The following is a 16,882-nucleotide window of genomic DNA, read 5'->3' as shown; positions in this document are numbered from 1 at the left end:
CCCGATCGGCGAACAGATGCCGGCGAGCGCTAGGGCGCCCAGTAGAGGGTCAGGGGGCAGGTCAGAAAGGCTCTGATCGGCAATTCGCGAGCATCGTCGCCACTGAGCGCCTGGGCCAGCACCGCCTTCTTGGCGTCACCGACCAGATGCAGCGCGAGGCGGCGCGCGTCATGCAGTCGCGCCGCGCTCAAGGTGATGCGAGGCTGCAACACGCTGGGCGCGCGTACTGCGACGACGCTCTCATCCGTACTCAGCGCCAGCGAGAGCTCGCCGCTATCCGGGAACAACGAAGCGGTATGGCCGTCATTGCCCATGCCGAGCACGATCAGGCTGGCTGGCCAAGGCAGCGTCGCCAGGCGGGCGGCAACCGCCGCTGCGCCCTGCTCCGGTGTGGCATCGGGTGTCGTCAGCGGATGAAAGGTCGCCGCGGCGGCTGGCCCGACCAGCAACGTCTCGCGAATCAGGCGCGCGTTGCTGTCTGGATGATCCTCGGCCACCCAGCGCTCGTCGGTCAGGGTGATATCGACCCGAGACCACGCCAGCGGCTGTTCGGCGAGGCGACGCAGGAACGGCTCCGGTGTCGTCCCGCCGGAAACGACCAGTAGCGCACGCGGCTGGCTGGCCAGATCCGTCGCCAATGCATGAGCGGCGGCAGAAGCCAGCTGCGCCCCGATCTGTTCGCGAGCGCTATCAGTAGTCTTCATACCAGGAACGACCGTCCTGCGTGATCATCGCGATGGAGGCGACAGGCCCCCAGGATCCCGCCGGATAGCGACGCGGCGGAATATCGCGCTTTTCCCAACCAGCGATGAGGTGATCGACCCACTTCCAAGCGTACTCGACTTCGTCGCGACGCACGAACAGATACTGCTGGCCTTTCATGACTTCCAGCAGCAGGCGCTCGTAGGCGTCCGGAATCCGCTCCTTGGGGAAGGCGTGGTTGAAATCCAGATGCAGCGGGCCGGGGCGCAGGCGCATACCCTTGTCGAGACCGCCGTCCTTGGTCAACACCTGCAACGCGATGCCCTCTTCCGGCTGCAGCCGGATCACCAGCTTGTTGGCAGCGAGATTGCGCTGGTCGGGGTCGAAGATGTAGTGCGGCTGCTGGCGGAAGTGAATCACGATCTGCGACAGCTTCTCCGGCATGCGTTTACCGGTACGCAGATAGAATGGCACGCCGGCCCAGCGCCAGTTGGCCACTTCGAGGCGCATGGCGACGAAGGTCTCGGTGGTACTGGAAGTGTTGGCGTCCTCTTCGTCGAGATACCCCGGGACGCTCTCGCCGTCTATGGTGCCAGCAACGTACTGCCCGCGAACCACGTGGCGATTGAGATCCTCGCCCTCCAGCGGCTTGAGCGCCTTGAGCACCTTCACTTTCTCGTCGCGAATGGCATCCGCGTCCAGGTTGGCCGGCGGATCCATGGCGAGCATGGTCAGCAGTTGCAGCAGATGGTTCTGGACCATGTCACGCAGCTGGCCGGCCTTGTCGAAGTAACCCCAGCGCCCTTCGATGCCCACCTGCTCGGCCACGGTGATCTCGACGTGGGAGATCTGGCTCTGGTTCCACTGGTTGCCGAACATCGGGTTGGCGAAACGCAGAGCGATCAGGTTCTGGACCGTTTCCTTGCCCAGATAGTGATCCATACGGTAAATGCGAGATTCGGGGAAGACGGCACCGATGGCGTCGTTGATCTCGTGCGAGGACTCGAGGTCATAACCGATCGGCTTCTCGACCACCACCCGCGATTCGCCATCCAGGCTGCCGCTCTGCTCGAGATTGGCGCAGATCGCCCCGTAGATGCTAGCGGGCACGGCAAGGTAGATGGTCAGCGGGCATTGGGCATCCGGGCTCTGGGCGTGCCAGTCCCGAATCTTCTCGTAGCCGTCGACGGTGTCGAAATCGAGCTGCGTGTACTCGAGCCGGGCCAGAAAGCGATCGAGGCACTTCTGCTCCAGCTCCTTGGGCTTGATACGTTTCTTGAGCGTCCCGAGCACGGTGCTGCGGAAGCTGTCGAGATCGTGCTCGCGCCGTGCCAGCCCCAGAATCCGCGTGTCGTTGCCCAGCAGGCCATCGCGGTCCAGATGATAGAGCGCGGGGTAAAGTTTGCGCAGTGCCAGGTCGCCAAGCGCACCGAACAGAGCCAAATCCACGTTGGGCGTTGCCTCTCGAGTCATTGCCTCCCTCCGCCAGAGTCGTTAATTTACGAATAAAATACGCCATCCAGGCGTCATTTGACATTCGACTTCGTCATTAAATTACCATTCCCGTACCAGTATACCGCGCCGCAGGGTTGCCGAGCGCGTACGCCTATGGCCTATCACCGCTTGGCGCTGTTGCCGGCAGAGGCTAGGATGCAGGGCTTGTGATGAATCACCCGTCAGTACGCCGCAAGGAGATGCCCCGCAACCATGGCAATGCACGATCTCATCGCCCGCATTCGTTCGCGGGTCGACGACCTGAACCGTTCGGAGCGCAAGGTCGCCGACGTCATCCTGCAGGACCCCAATGCGGCAATTGGCATGAGCATAGCCACTCTGGCACAGGCTGCCACGGTGAGCGAACCCACGGTCAACCGCTTCTGTCGCAATTTCGAAACCAAAGGCTATCCGGACTTCAAGATCCAACTGGCCCAGAGTCTGGCAGGCGGAACGCCCTACGTCAGCCGCAGCGTGGAGAGCGACGACGATGCGGCAGCCTATACCGACAAGATCATCGGCGCGACCATCGCCGCACTGGACGAGGCTCGCCGCGAGATCGACCCGAAGCGGATCGAGCGCGTCGTCGATCATCTCTCCCAGGCCCGCCAGATCAGCTTCTTCGCCCTCGGCGCCTCGGCGCCGGCGGCCTTCGATGCGCAGAACAAGTTCTTCCGCTTCAACCTGCCGGTGGCCGCCTACAACGACGTACTGATGCAGCGCATGATCGCGGCGGCGTCCCATACCGGCGACGTCATCGTGGTGATTTCCTATACCGGCCGCACCCGTGAACTGGTGGAAGTCGCCAAGGTGGCCCGCGACAGCGGTGCACTGGTCATCGGCATCACTCGCGATGGGTCGCCGCTGGCGGAAGTCTGCACCGACATCCTGCCGGTCGACCTGCCGGAAGACACGGAAGTCTACATGCCGATGAGCTCGCGGATGATCCACATGGCGTTGATCGACGTGCTCGCGACAGGCGTCACGCTGCGCCGAGGCGAGTCGTTCCTGCCTCATCTCAAGAAGATCAAGGAGAGCCTGCGGCCGACCAAATTCCCGCCGAAGGATAAGTGACGACAGTCTCTCGGCCTTCGAGTCACCGGGCAGCCAGACGTCCATCAACGTGGATAACCACACGCGGCTTAACGCCGATGCGCTCATGCGGTTATCATGGGCGCCTTCCGACACCATTCCCTTCCAAAAACATCGAGGCTCTTCCCCATGCGCTGGATGCTTGCCCTGTTGTTGTCGATCGCATCGATCGGCTGTTCGCTCGCCCATGCCGACGAGACTTTCCGCTTCACGGCCATTCCGGACGAGGACCAGTCTCGCCTGGTCGAACGCTTCTCCAAGGTGGCCGATTACCTCTCGGAACGGCTCGGCGTCGATGTCGAATACGTCCCCGTCACGTCCTACGGCGCTGCGGTCACCGCCTTCCGCAACGATCAGGTGCAACTGGCCTGGTTCGGCGGCCTCTCCGGCGTCCAGGCCCGCCAACTGGTGCCCGGCTCGCAAGCCATCGCCCAGGGCAAGGAAGATGCCGCGTTCGTGAGCTACTTCATCGCCAATACCGCCACCGGCATCGAGCCGCAGCAGGAAGCGCTGCCCAAATCCGTGGCCGGCCACTCGTTCACGTTCGGCGCCAAGACCTCGACCTCCGGTCGTCTGATGCCGGAGCACTTCATTCGCCAGCGTTTCGACGAGGCTCCCGAGCAGGTCTTCTCCCGCGTGGGCTTCTCCGGTGATCACACGCGCACCATCGCGCTGGTGGAATCCGGCACCTACGATGTCGGCGCGGTGAACTTCACCGTCTGGCAGGCTGCCGTCGAGGATGGGCGCGTCGATACCGACAAGGTCGAAGTGATCTGGGAATCGCCGACCTATCCGGACTATCAGTGGACGCTGCGCGGCGACGCCGACGCGCGTTACGGCGAAGGCTTCACGCAGAAGGTGCAGCAGGCACTGGTCGACATGACCGATCCGGCACTGCTGGAAAGCTTCCCGCGCTCGGGCTTCATTCCCGCCAGCAACGACGACTACGGCCCAATCGAGTCGGTCGGCAAATCCATCGGCCTGCTGCGCTGAGACCCCATGCCGCTACTGACCTTCGATAGCGCAGACCTGGGCTACGGGACGCAGGTAGTGCTGCCGGCGTTGACGCTCTCCCTGGAGGCTGGCGAGCGCGTCGCGCTACTGGGTCAGAGCGGCGCCGGCAAGTCGACGCTGCTTGCCGAGATTCGCCGCCGGCTGGGCAATACCGCCGCCTGGTGCCCGCAAGGATACGGGCTGGTGCCGCTGCTGTCGGTGTATCACAACATCTATATGGGGCAGCTCGAACGGCACACCGCGCTGAGCAACCTCTGCAATCTCCTCAAGCCTCGTCGCCAGGCGTGGCAGGCCATCGAGACCCTGGCCGGCGAGCTGGGCCTCGAAGGATTGCTGCGTCGCCCCGTGGCGCAGCTTTCCGGCGGTCAGCGTCAGCGGGTCGCGATCGCCAGAGCGTTCTACCAGCAGCGGGAAGTCTTCCTCGGTGACGAACCGTTGGCCAGCGTGGACCCTCATCAGGCATTGCGGCTGCTGGCGCATATCCAGACTCGCCACGCCTCCAGCATCGTTGCCCTGCACCAGCATCGGCTGGCACTGGCGCATTTCGACCGCATCGTCGGCCTGCGCGACGGGCGCGTGGTGCTGAACGCGCCTGCCTGCGAGCTGACGCTGGCGCACCTCGACGCGCTCTACCCGGACGCGGGAAAATCGAGTCGCGAGACCGAGGTAGATGCCACGACATGAGCGCGCCTCCCGGACTGCTGCAAGGCACTAGCCCCGGCCTGACGCTCGCCCGACGCTCGCTGGCGCTGACTCTGCTGTGCCTGCTGCTGCTCCCCTTCGCCGACCTGCGGATCATCGCCGTCGATCCGTGGGGCGAACTGTGGCGAATGGTGCAAGGTTTCGTCTGGCCCGACTTCGTCGCGCTGGAAAGCCCGCTTCGAGCGATCGTTTTGACCGTCAGCGTCGCGCTGTGGGGAACCCTCATCGGTGCGCTACTGGGCTTTCCGCTGGCGTTGATCTTTCATCGCTCGAGACTCGTGCGCGCGTTCTGCGCTTTCGTGCGCGCCATCCATGAGCTGTTCTGGGCGCTGCTGTTCCTGCAGGTCTTCGGCCTCTCCGCGGTCACCGCGCTCGCCGCGCTGGCGATCCCCTACGCCGGGATCTTCGCCAAGGTCTACGCAGAGATTCTGGAACTCACGCCGAAGGCCCCGACGGAGGCGCTGCCTGCCGGCACCGACCGGCTGTCCCGCTTTCTCTACGCCGAGCTGCCGCTGGCCTGGGAACGGCTCGCCAGCTATACCCGCTACCGTTTCGAATGCGCCATGCGGGCCAGCGTGCTGCTCGGCTTCGTGGGGCTACCGACGCTCGGCTTCTATCTCGAGAGTGCCTTCCGCGAGGGGCGTTTCGGCGAAGCCGGAGCGCTGCTGTGGCTCTTCTACGCCCTCGTCGCCACGCTGCCGTGGTGGGGGCATCGCCGCCTGTTGCTACCGCTGCTGATCGGCGCGCTGTTCTTTCTGGGGCCGTGGCCTGATGTCGATGGCGATCTGCTGTGGCGCTTCGTCAGCCATGACCTGTGGCCGGCACCGCTACTCGACGGGAACCTGGCCGGCTTGGGGCCGTGGCTATCCAGCCTGCCGGACCTGCTGCCGGCCATCGGCAACACGTTACTGCTGGCGTTGATGGGTACCGTCGGCAGCCTGATACTGGCGTTGCTGCTGTGGCCGCTGGCCAGCGTTCACTTCGGCCGCCCATGGCAGCGCTTCGGCGGCCGGTTGCTGCTGGTCGTGCTGCGCTCGACGCCGGAACTGATGCTGGCGTTCATCTTCCTGCTGATGCTCGGACCTTCGATGCTGCCGGCCTGGCTGGCCCTCGCCCTGCATAACGGCGCCGTGATCGCCTTCCTGGTCGCGCGCCACGCCGACGGCCTGACGATCGGCATGGCAGGTCTGCCGGCTTCCGGACGCTACGCGTACGAACTGTTGCCGCGCCTCTATCCCAACCTGCTGGCACTGCTCTGCTATCGCGCGGAAGTCATCATGCGCGAGACCGCGCTGCTCGGCATGCTGGGCGTCGCCACGCTGGGCTTCTACATCGACTCCAGCTTCCAGTACCTGATGTTCGACCACGCCTTCTTCCTGCTGCTGGTGACCGCCGCGCTCAACATCGCCATCGACGCCATCTCCCGACGTTTCCGGCCTCGCGAGGTGCCGCTCGATGACCCCTGCAGTCGCTAGCGCTAGGCGACGGCAACCGGTCTCGGCCGGGAAACCAGTTGAACCGCACGCCAAGGCTGCCGTATGCGGCTTTTTGGCCGATGCCTTATCGGTATTTAATCTGTATCAAGTTAAACCGAGAAAACCGAGGATAGGCTTATCCAGGCCCAAGGGATCGTCCTCCCAGGGTGCGTCGAACCCCGGTCCGGCGCTTTGATGCCCTCCGACCCATGGCGGTCGTGCCCCCCTTAGAATGCATAATGCTTGCACCGCGCGAGCGCTCTATATCCGTTATGATGCGTAAAGTTGTCGCAATACGGATCGTTGAAACGGCGCTATGGCAGACCTTTACTTACATGATTGGCGGGGCTGGACCCCGCATCGCGTAGCCGACGGCGAGCTGCGGCTCGATACGCGAGACAAACCTGCCGGCACCGCCGTCCCGTCGATGCTGCGACGTCGTCTCAATCTGATCGGGCGAGCGGTTTGCGATATGCTCGCGGCGATTGATCCTGATGCCGACAGCCTCGTTCTGCATGCTTCGCGTCACGGAGACGGCGAACGCACGCTGGAAATGCTGTACGGCCTCGATGAAGGTGAGCCACTGTCGCCGGCGCGTTTTGGCCTGTCGGTACACAACGCCATTGCCGGCGTCTATTCGATCGCCAGCGGCAATCGCCGCAGTCAGCAGGCGATCGCGGCCAGCGGCGGCGAGTGGGCGGCCCTGATCGCCGAGGCACGTGGCTATCTCGCCGACACGCATTCGAGCGTCGTGGTCGTCTTCAGCGACCAGCCGGTCCCTCGACGCTTCGCCGCCTACGCGCCGGAATCCTGCTCGGCAGCCGTTGCCCTTCGCATCGGCCAGGCCCCGTCCTTCGACGCACGACGACTTTCGGAAACCTCGGTCACGATGAAAACGCCGCCCCTGCAGCCACTCGACATCATCGACTGGTTGATGGACAAGCGTGCAGACGTGGCGTGTCCCATGAGCCGTCGTGGTTGGCAACTCGCCAACGTTCGGCCATGATCCGCTGCCCATGACACGACGATCACCACAGGCAATCTCCCGAGGCCGAAACGACAGGCCTGCTACGCCGGACGACACCAGCAACGCGCCCGATGCAGAATCGGGTGCCTGCAATCGATAGCAACTGATAATGAACGAGTGACAAGGACGACCAAGACCGATGGCAACGACAGCGCTGGAACACGAACTCAAAGAGATGATCATCGAGACCCTGGAACTGGAGGATGTCACGCCGGATGACATCGACCCCGACGAGCCGCTGTTCGTCGAAGGGCTGGGGCTCGACTCCATCGATGCGCTGGAACTGGGGCTCGCGCTGCAGAAGCGCTATGGCATCACGCTGGAATCCGAAGCGGAATCGTCTCGCCAGCATTTCGCCAACCTGCGAAGCCTGGCGGCACTGGTCGAATCGCGTCGCCAGAAATGAACCCGGTGGTGCCCTCTTGATTCCGTCAGCGCCTGCCCAGGGCCGCAACCGTCTTCTGTGGGCCGCGGCGGGTCTCGTTGGCCTGCTCTGGCCGCTGGTGGTGCATTACCTGCTGCCGCATTACGGCGCCTGGCCCTTGCTGATCGCGCTAGCCGCCATTGCCTGGTGGCGCCTGCCGCCGGCACAGCGTCGCTGGGGCTGGGGTCTGTTGCCGCTGATTCTGCTGCTGATCACCGACAGTGCCGAGCTGGGGCTTCGTCTATGGCCTGTGGTGGTGAACCTCGCCTTGCTGTTGCTCTTCTCCCACGGCCTGCGCCATCCGCCAACGCTGATCGAGCGGTTCGCCCGTCGCCAGGAACCGGATCTGCCGCCTCACGCCGTACGCTATACCCGTCGGGTCACCCAGGCCTGGTGCGTGTTCTTCGTGCTCAACGGCAGCGTGGCACTGATCACCGCGATCCATGCCGATCTCGACGTCTGGGCCTGGTACAACGGCGGCATCGTCTACGCGCTGATGCTTGTCATGTTCCTGGGCGAATGGTGCATCCGCCAGCGCGTCAAGCGCCGGGCCGCAGCGCACGACGAGAGGATGCATGACGCAGCAGGACACGACGAAAAGAGGCCGCATGACGTTTCGTGAATTGACCGCACGCCCGTGGCGCCATCGCCCTCTTTCGGAGCCCTTCGCCTGGCTACCGCCGGAGGGCAATACGCCCGCGCGCTGGTTCAGCGTCGGCGCATGGCACGAGCGGATCGGCGCCTGGCAGCAGCACCTGCTCGATACACCCAACAACAGCGACAGCTGGCGACTCTACGAACCGGATCCGATCGAATTCAGCGCCGCACTGGTTGCGATCTGGGAGCGCGGCGATCGCGTCATTCTGCCGGCGGACAACCAGCCGGAAACGCTGTCTGGCCTGCGCGATACGGGTGTCGTTCTGGGGTCGAGCGGACAGACGCCCGAACAAGGCTCGTCGACGAGGCTCCCGAGCCGACCGCCTCGGTGGTCGTCCGAACTGCTGCCCGCCGTCGCCGTTTCGCTCTATACCTCCGGGTCCAGCGGTGACCCGCAGCGGATCGACAAGCGTTTCGACCAGCTGGATGCCGAACTCGCCACCCAGGCATCGCTCTGGCCCCTGCTCGGCCGACTGGTCGTCAGCCAGGTCAGCCATCAGCATATCTACGGGCTGCTGTTCTCGATTCTGCGTCCGCTCTGCGAGGCTAGCCCCTTCTCGGCGCAGCCTTGCCGCTACCCGGAGACCCTGCATACCTGGCTGCGGTGCTGTGAGGCAGAGGGTCGCCGGATCGTTCTCGTCAGCGCCCCGCCGGCGCTATCGCGGCTACCGGAAGCGCTCGAGTGGCAACCGGTAAACACAGCGCTCGCGACCATCTACAGTTCGGGCGCGCCGCTATCGAAGGACGCCAGCGACCAGGTCTTCGAGCGACTCGGCAAGCCGGTTCACGAGATCTACGGCAGCTCCGAGACCGGCGGCATCGGCTGGCGTGTTCAGCAGCGCGGCGCGGCATGGACCGCTCTGCCCGGCGTCGAGGTGCGTCATGACGATGAGAGCCGCCTGTGGCTGCGCTCCCGTCATCTGGAGACGCCGAACCAGTGGCAGCGCCAGGCCGACCTGATCGCGCTGACCGACGACGGGTTCGAGCTGCTGGGCCGGGCCGACCGCATCGTCAAGATCGGCGGCAAGCGACTCTCGCTGACGGCCATGGATCGCGCCCTCGCAACACTGCCCGACGTCGAGCGGGCGACCACCTGGACACTGCAGCGGCGCGACCTGCGGCTGGCCGCGGTCATCCAGCTATCGCCCGACGCGATGCCACATGATCATCGGCAGCATCGCGAAACGGTGAAGCGGCTGCGCCGGGCACTCGGCGCGCGATTCGAGACGCCATCGCTGCCCCGCTACTGGCGCTTCGTCAGTCGCTGGCCGACCAATACGCAGGGCAAGTTGAGCGCAGACATCCGCCAACGCCTGTTCCAGGATCTGGACGACCGTCGGGCACCCCGCTGGCTCGGGGAATACGCCGAAGAAGGTGCCTGGCAGGTGTCGCTGGAGGTGCCGGAGCGCTGCGCTTATGTCGACGGCCATTTCGATGACCACGCGGTTCTGCCCGGCGTGACTCTGGTGCACTGGACCATGCAGCAGGCACGCCGCCTGTTTGCGCTGAAAGCCGACTTCACTGGTCTCGAACGCTTGCGCTTTCCCCAGCCTCTGCTACCCGGTGATCGCTTCGAGCTGACGCTTCGTCACCGCCAGGATGCCTCTCACCATGGAGAAGCGGGGGCGAGCCTGCGCATTGACTGCGATAGTCGGCGTGGCAAGCATGTCAGCGGCCGCATCGCGCTAACGGCCCGGCAAGAGCTGAAGAGGTAGTCGATGTCGAGTGAAGATACCGCCCGCATCGCGGTGCTGGTCCCCGTCTACAACCACGCCGAAGCCATCGGCCAGACGCTGGCGCGGCTCGAGCTGCTGGACCTGCCGATCATCCTGATCGACGACGGTAGCGACGCCCACTGCGCCAGGGTACTGGACGATCTCGCCCGCGACCCACAGGTGGACCTGGTCAGGCTGCCTGTCAACCGCGGCAAGGGCGCCGCCATTCGCGCCGGGCTGGCGCGAGCCGCCGAGCGCGGGCTGACTCATGTGCTCCAGGTGGACGCGGACGGCCAGCACGAGGCCAGAGACCTGCCGCCTTTCGTCGAAGGGCTTCGCGCCGACGATGAAACCCTGCTGCTCGGTTATCCGCGATTCGACGCCAGCGTTCCCAGGCATCGTTTCTATTCCCGCTACATCACCCATTCGCTGGTGTGGCTGGCGACGCTGTCGTTCGACCTCCGCGATACCATGTGCGGGGTCAAGCTCTACCCGGTTGCCGCCGTCAATCGCCTGATCGCCGAATACCCCTGCGGAGATCGCATGGAGTTCGACAGCGAGCTTCCTGTTCGCTGGCACTGGCAGGGCGGGCGCGTCGGCAATCTGCCGGTGCGGGTGCACTATCCGATCGATGGCGTCTCCCACTTCAAGCTGTGGCGAGACAACGTGCTGCTGGCCCGCATGCATCTGCGTCTGGTGCTCGGCATGCTCGGACGCCTTCCCATCCTCTTGCGACGCCGCCAGGAAACGCCTTCATGACACCGATCAGCAGCAATCCCAATCACTGGTCGAGAATTCGCGAAACCGGCACCGCCGGCGGCATTCGCGCCATGGTCTGGATCCGGCGCAAGCTGGGCCGGCTACCGTTCCAGATCATGCTGCTATTGGTGATCGTCTACTACTACATCGCCCACGGCCTGCACCGGCGCGCCTCTCATACCTACCTGACCCGGCTGTGGCGGCATCTCCACGGTCGGGCGCCCAGCCATCTGACCTGGCTGAGCCTGCGCCACTTCCGCAGCTTCGGCCAGAGCCTGATGGACAAGATCGACGCCTGGAGCGGCATCCCACCCACGCTCAGCTTCGAGGGCGACACCCGAGAGCGGTTTCGCCAGGCGGTCGCCGGCGGGCGTGGCGGCATCATGCTCGTCTCCCATGTCGGCAACATGGAGATCTGCACCGCCATGAGCGACATGCAGGACGATTTCCGCGCGACGCTGCTGATGCACACGCGTAACGCACAGCAGTTCGACGAGGTCCTGGCGCGCTCGACCCACCGCGAGAACCCGCCGGAGATCATCGAGGTCAGCGAGATCACCCCGACGACGGCGATGAAACTGGGTCGCCGGATCGCGGAAGGCGGCTTCGTGGTCATCGCCGCCGACCGCGTACCGATCAGCGACAGCGGCCGCGCCCGTACCCTGCCCTTCCTGGGCCACCCGGCACGATTTCCGGAGGGGCCGTTCTGGCTGGCCAGCCTGCTGCGCTGTCCGGTCTATACCATCGGCTGCTTTCGCGAGGCCAGCAGCTACCGGATCGATTTCGATCACTTCGAAGACACCACCGAATTGAGCCGACGGGATCGGGCGGCCTGGATCGACGGCGCCATGCAGCGCTATGTCGACTGGTTGACACGGCAATGCGAGAAGACGCCGCTGCAGTGGTTCAACTTCTTTCCCTTCTGGCTGGATTGCGACGACGCCCACTCGGACGCCGGCTCCGAGGACGGGCGCCCCGTCGGCTGATCCTCGCCATTCGAGATCTGAAACCCCACAAGGACTTTCGCATGCCGCTTCGTCGATGGTTGATCACGCTTCTGCTTCTACTGGCGCCATTGAGCGCCCAAGCCTTCGATCTGGACGACCTGCAACGCCAGCTCGCCACCACGCCGGCGTTGGCAGGCAGTTTCGAACAGCGGCGCGAACTGGCGGATCTCGATAGTTCTCTCACCAGCCGGGGCACGTTCCTCTTCGAACGCGGCAAGCGCGTCGTCTGGCAGCTCGAAACCCCGGTCGAGGAACGCATCGAGCTCACCCCGGAAGCGATCACCGACGGCAGCGGCGAAAGCGCGCCCCCTGGCGGCGAGCAGGTGGCCCAGCTGTTCCTGCAACTGCTGGAAGGCGACTGGCAGGCGCTGGAGTCGCGCTTCACGCTGGCGCTCTCCGGCGACCAGGACGCCTGGCAGGTCGCGCTGACGCCGAAAGAGGCAGCGCTGCGCGAGCGTATCGCCGGAATCACCCTGCAGGGTGATCGCACCATTGACCTTCTCGACATGCGCACGCCGAACGGCGACCGGCTCGAGGTACGTCTGTTCGACCAGCATCCGCTGAACGACTCATGACGCGCGCAGGTTATCGCCGGCTCGGCTGGCTCTGGTTCGCGATACTGACGCTTTGCGCCATCTGGCTCGGATGGATGTTGCGCCACGGATTACCCGCCGATACCGACCTCACCGCGCTGCTGCCCGCCGATCGGCAGGCGCCGTTGATCGAGCAGGCGGACCGTGAACTGGGACGCGGCTTCGAGAATCGCTTCATGCTGCTGCTCGGCGACGACGAGCGCGTCGCGACGACCCGGACATTGGGGCAGGCGCTGCAGACGCTGGTCGACGACGGCCAGCTCGCGGCGATCGATTGGCGCGAGCTGGACCTGGCCGACGCCGATCCTCACGACTGGATGGGGCATTGGCGCTATCGCCTGCTGACACCGGCATGGCAGCAAATCATCGATCGCGGCGACGCCGGTACGCTGGTGGAACCGGCGCTGCGCCGGCTGTTCTCGCCGACGGCCCGCCCGGACCCTGTCGCCGATCCTTTCGGCCTGCTGGATACCTGGCTTGCGCGACTGCCCGGCAGCCCGATCGGTGCCGCCGATGGCCTGCTGACGCTGGATCGCGATGACCGACAGTGGAGCGTGCTGATCGGCGAACTCAAGGGATCGCCTTACGACATGCCGATGCAGAACGCCCTGCACGCGACGCTCGAACAGTTCCAGCAACAACATCCCGATGCCGAGCTGCTGCGCTCCGGCCTGGTGTTCCACGCCGCCGCCGGCGCGCGTCAGGCGAAGCACGAGATATCCACCATCGGCGCGGCCTCCCTGCTCGGGGTGCTGCTGATCATCGGGTTCGTCTTTCGTTCGCCCCGGGTGCTGCTGCAACTGATGGTGCCACTGCTGGCCGGCTCGCTGTTCGCGCTGACACTGACCCTGGGCTTCTTCGGCCGCCTGCACCTGCTGACGCTCGCCTTCGGCGCCAGCCTGATCGGTATCGCCATCGATTACGTACTGCACCTGCAGTGCGATCGCGCCATCGCCGGCGCCGGGTTTCGCCTGCGCCGGCTGCTGCCGAGCCTCGCGCTGGGCCTGATCTCGAGCGTCGTCGCCTATGTGGCGCAGGCGCTGACGCCGATGCCCGGATTGCGTCAGATGGCCGCCTTCGCCGCCTTCGGCCTCGTCGGTGCCTGGCTGACGGTCGTGCTGTGGCTGCCTCGCTTCACGCTCCATGCAAGCCCGTTCACCGCGCGTCTGGCGACACGCTGGTGGCGGCTGTGCCAACCTCGCTGGCGGTTGCCGCCCTGGCTTGCTCTGGTCGGCGCCGTCGCGCTGGTCATCATCTGCGCCCTGCGCCTGACCAGCGACGACAGCCTGGAGCTGCTCAACCCGTCTCCGGCGGCGTTGATGCAGGACGAACAGCGGGTACAGCAACTGCTCGATCGCGATACCGGCAGCCGCTACTTCCTGGTTCAGGCCGAGGATACCCAAACGCTGCTGGCCCGGCTCGACTCGCTCGACGCCGCGCTCGATCGCGCCATCGCCGACGGGCTCCGGGTCGAGTATCAATCGTTGGCCGGCTCGGTACCCACGGCTGCCGCGCAGCAGGCCAACCTGTCACGAGTACACGAGCTCTACGGCGCCCCGCTGGACGACCTGATCCGACGCGCCGGCTTGCCGGCCGAGGTGGCCGAGAAAGCCAGGGCGCGGCTCGACACCTCTGCCCCGCTGACCGTGGCCGACTGGCTCGACACGCCGCTGGGCCAGTACCAGCAGCGGCTATGGCTGGGCGAGACACCGGATGGCGGCGTCGCCGCGATGGTGGTCGTCTCGGGGGCTAGAGACGCCGAGACCGGGCGCACCCTGCAGGCTGTGGCCGAGGCTGTGGGCAGCCCGCAAGTCAGGGTCGAATATGTCGATCGCGTCGATCGGATCGGCGCCCTGCTCGGCGAATTACGCCGTCATACCGCAGTCTGGGTCGTGCTCGCGATGGCATTGATGACACTGGCACTGGTGTGGCGTTATCGGCGCCGCGCCTGGCGCGTCATCGTCCCGCCCTTCGGCGCCACCCTGATCGTGCTGACCGCGTTTGCTCTGGCTGGCGTTCCGCTCAATATCTTCAACCAGTTGGGCCTGCTGCTGGTCTTGGGGATCGGACTGGATGCCGGTATCTTCAACGTGGAGCACGCCAGACAGCCCTCCGCCTGGCTCGCGATCACGCTGTCGACTCTCACCAGCCTGCTGGCGTTCGGTATGCTCGCCTTCAGCGCCACGCCGGCGCTGCACTATCTGGGCCTGACCTGCCTGATCGGACTGGCCAGCGTGTGGGTTCTGGTTCCCTGGGTACGACCTGCCGATCCGCACCGGATCCATCAACAGGAGAACGAACATGGGTGAAGTCGACCACGATGTCATCGTCATCGGTGCCGGGCCGGCCGGTGCCGCGGCCGCCGCACGCCTGGCAGCCTGCGGCCGACGCGTGCTGGTGGTCGAGCGCAGCCACTTCCCCCGTTTTTCCATCGGCGAGAGCCTGCTGCCGCAGTGCATGAGTCATCTCGAGGAGGCCGGCCTGCTGGAGAGCGTCATGGCCGCCGACTGCCAGCCCAAGAACGGCGCTGCGTTCACCCGCAACGGCCTGGAGACGGCGATCGACTTCCGCGAGAAGTTCACCCCGGGCTGGGGCACCACGTTCCAGGTCGAACGTGCCGACTTCGATCATCGGCTGATCGACGGCGCCCGCGACCAGGGTGCAGAGATCGAATTCGGCGTCACCGTCACCGCGTTCCGGGCCGACGACGACCACCCGCAGGTTGACGTGGTCGATGAATCCGGCAACGCCCGCACGCTGACCGCCCGCTTCGTGCTCGACGCCAGCGGCTATGGCCGTGTGCTGGCCCGGCTCGAGCATCTCGAGCGCGACGCGCGTCAGGATCCCCGCACGGCGCTGTTCACCCACCTCGAGGCCTGCCCCGTGGATTCGAGCCACGATCGCGAAAAGATCCTGATCGGTGTGCATCCCGACGATGCCGGCATCTGGTACTGGCTGATCCCGTTCCGGCACCAGCGTGCCTCGGTGGGCGTGGTCGGCGAGACCGAGCGTCTCGAAGCCTACGGCGCGACCCCGGCAGCACGATGGCAAGCGCTGATCGACGCCGAACCCCGTTTCTGCCAGCTCCTCGAAGGCGCCCGACTCACGCGTCCGGTGGGCGAGCTCAGCGGCTATTCCGCCGACGTGACGCGTCTGCACGGCCCCGGCCATGCGCTGCTGGGCAACGCTGGCGAGTTTCTGGATCCGGTGTTCTCGTCCGGCGTGACCATCGCCCTGCGATCGGCCAGCCTGGCAGCGCCGCTGGTCGACCGCCAACTGGCCGGCGATACGGTCGACTGGCATGCCGAGTTCGAGCAGCCGCTGCGCGAGGGCATCGAAACGTTTCGCGCCTTCGTCGATGCCTGGTACGACGGCCGCCTGCAGACGATCATCTTCCACGCCGACGCGCCGAGCGACATCAAGAGCCGCATCAGCGCGATCCTGGCGGGTTACGCGTGGGACCGAAGCAATCCGTTCGTCAGCGCATCGCGTCGTCATCTCGACACGCTCGCTGCCATCTGCAAGAGACAGGCGGCTTCAGACGGACCGGCCGGCATTGCGGATACCGATTCTCTTCAATCCATGTCCGATCCCTCCACGGAGGCCAGGTCATGATGCGCAGCTTTTTTGCTCTGTGGCTGCCATGCCTTGCGATCATCAGCCTTACCGCCTGCAGCCTGACGCCGCCTACGTCGCCGCCGCCGCCGCTGGCCGTCGCGACCACCGCCGATACGCTGAAGAGCCGCTTGACGTTCCAGCCTGACGACGGCGAGTCTCGTACGCTGATCGCTTTCATTCGGATCGACCCCGATCGACTGCGCGCCGTGCTGGTCACGCCCTACGGCCAGCGTTTAACGACACTGGTCCGCGATGCCGACGGCGCGCGATTCGAGGCGGGCGATGCCCCGGGCGAATCGCCGCTACCGATCCCGCCAGCGTGGCTGGCATCGCGCCTGGAATGGAGCCTGTGGCCGCTCGACGCCTTGCGCGACGCCTTCGACGGAAGCGCCTGGCAGGTCGCCGACAGCTCGACGCATCGAGACATTCTCTATCGCGGCAAGCTGGCGGCGCGCATTACGCCGGTGCCGGATCGCGACCACGCCAGGACGCTCACCCTGGACGATCGCCAGGGCGACTATCGCCTGACGATCGACCCGATGCGGGCGCGCGATGATGGAGAAGAGCCAATGGAGAAGAACTGATGCAGAAGAGCGCTGACTT

At 65.5% G+C, this 16,882-nt stretch carries 16 protein-coding genes; 14 read left to right on the top strand and 2 right to left on the bottom strand.

What is annotated here, in order from left to right; translation table 11 throughout:
* Positions 1–29: 29 nt before the first annotated feature.
* Both pgl and zwf read right to left on the bottom strand, forming a co-directional pair.
* Positions 30–704 (bottom strand): 6-phosphogluconolactonase, encoded by a 675-nt coding sequence (gene pgl / locus ACWHY3_RS04000; protein ID WP_087717705.1) that lies wholly within the window; start codon positions 702–704, stop codon positions 30–32.
* Positions 691–2,175: a glucose-6-phosphate dehydrogenase gene (zwf, locus tag ACWHY3_RS03995; RefSeq protein ID WP_448127606.1), complete on the bottom strand. Its 1,485-nt coding sequence runs from the start codon at positions 2,173–2,175 to the stop codon at positions 691–693. The genes pgl and zwf overlap by 14 nt, the downstream gene beginning before the upstream one ends.
* Positions 2,176–2,409: 234 nt before the next feature.
* On the opposite strand from zwf, the gene hexR reads away from it, so the two are divergent.
* From hexR to ACWHY3_RS03925, 14 genes are all read left to right on the top strand, one after another.
* On the top strand, positions 2,410–3,270 hold the full coding sequence (gene hexR, locus ACWHY3_RS03990; protein ID WP_071231885.1) for a transcriptional regulator HexR: 861 nt from the start codon (positions 2,410–2,412) through the stop codon (positions 3,268–3,270).
* Positions 3,271–3,417: 147 nt separating this feature from the next.
* A complete protein-coding gene (locus ACWHY3_RS03985) occupies positions 3,418–4,281 on the top strand; it encodes a putative selenate ABC transporter substrate-binding protein (RefSeq protein ID WP_448127605.1) in 864 nt (287 codons plus the stop codon).
* Between the two features lie 6 nt (positions 4,282–4,287).
* Entirely contained in the window at positions 4,288–4,986 is a 699-nt protein-coding gene (locus ACWHY3_RS03980; RefSeq protein WP_087717701.1) for an ATP-binding cassette domain-containing protein, read from the top strand.
* Positions 4,983–6,479, top strand: a complete 1,497-nt coding sequence (locus tag ACWHY3_RS03975; RefSeq protein ID WP_448127604.1) for a PhnE/PtxC family ABC transporter permease — start codon at positions 4,983–4,985, stop codon at positions 6,477–6,479. Before ACWHY3_RS03980 ends, ACWHY3_RS03975 begins: the two co-directional genes overlap by 4 nt.
* A 316-nt stretch (positions 6,480–6,795) precedes the next feature.
* A complete protein-coding gene (locus ACWHY3_RS03970; protein ID WP_448127603.1) occupies positions 6,796–7,485 on the top strand; it encodes a beta-ketoacyl synthase chain length factor in 690 nt (229 codons plus the stop codon).
* Between the two features lie 160 nt (positions 7,486–7,645).
* Entirely contained in the window at positions 7,646–7,912 is a 267-nt protein-coding gene (locus tag ACWHY3_RS03965) for a phosphopantetheine-binding protein (RefSeq protein WP_071231880.1), read from the top strand.
* 16 nt (positions 7,913–7,928) lie between these two features.
* Entirely contained in the window at positions 7,929–8,552 is a 624-nt protein-coding gene (locus ACWHY3_RS03960) for a hypothetical protein (RefSeq protein WP_448127602.1), read from the top strand.
* Positions 8,539–10,302 (top strand): AMP-binding protein, encoded by a 1,764-nt coding sequence (locus tag ACWHY3_RS03955; RefSeq protein WP_448127601.1) that lies wholly within the window; start codon positions 8,539–8,541, stop codon positions 10,300–10,302. Before ACWHY3_RS03960 ends, ACWHY3_RS03955 begins: the two co-directional genes overlap by 14 nt.
* Before the next feature lie 3 nt (positions 10,303–10,305).
* Positions 10,306–11,061, top strand: coding sequence for a glycosyltransferase family 2 protein (locus ACWHY3_RS03950; RefSeq protein WP_303856172.1), 756 nt, complete (start codon positions 10,306–10,308; stop codon positions 11,059–11,061).
* The gene (locus ACWHY3_RS03945) at positions 11,058–12,047 is read left to right on the top strand and encodes an LpxL/LpxP family acyltransferase (RefSeq protein WP_448127600.1); all 990 of its coding nucleotides are present in this window, start codon (positions 11,058–11,060) and stop codon (positions 12,045–12,047) included. Before ACWHY3_RS03950 ends, ACWHY3_RS03945 begins: the two co-directional genes overlap by 4 nt.
* 41 nt (positions 12,048–12,088) lie before the next feature.
* Positions 12,089–12,643 (top strand): outer membrane lipoprotein carrier protein LolA, encoded by a 555-nt coding sequence (locus ACWHY3_RS03940; RefSeq protein ID WP_448127599.1) that lies wholly within the window; start codon positions 12,089–12,091, stop codon positions 12,641–12,643.
* Positions 12,640–14,970, top strand: a complete 2,331-nt coding sequence (locus tag ACWHY3_RS03935; protein WP_448127598.1) for an MMPL family transporter — start codon at positions 12,640–12,642, stop codon at positions 14,968–14,970. The genes ACWHY3_RS03940 and ACWHY3_RS03935 overlap by 4 nt, the downstream gene beginning before the upstream one ends.
* Entirely contained in the window at positions 14,963–16,276 is a 1,314-nt protein-coding gene (locus ACWHY3_RS03930; RefSeq protein WP_448127597.1) for an NAD(P)/FAD-dependent oxidoreductase, read from the top strand. The genes ACWHY3_RS03935 and ACWHY3_RS03930 overlap by 8 nt, the downstream gene beginning before the upstream one ends.
* Positions 16,273–16,863 carry a DUF3261 domain-containing protein gene (locus ACWHY3_RS03925; protein WP_448127596.1) on the top strand — a complete coding sequence of 197 codons (591 nt, stop codon included), beginning with the start codon at positions 16,273–16,275 and terminating at the stop codon, positions 16,861–16,863. Before ACWHY3_RS03930 ends, ACWHY3_RS03925 begins: the two co-directional genes overlap by 4 nt.
* Positions 16,864–16,882 lie beyond the last annotated feature (19 nt).

It is taken from the genome of Salinicola sp. NYA28a, assembly GCF_976982775.1.
This window is presented reverse-complemented; position numbering and strand designations above follow the sequence as displayed.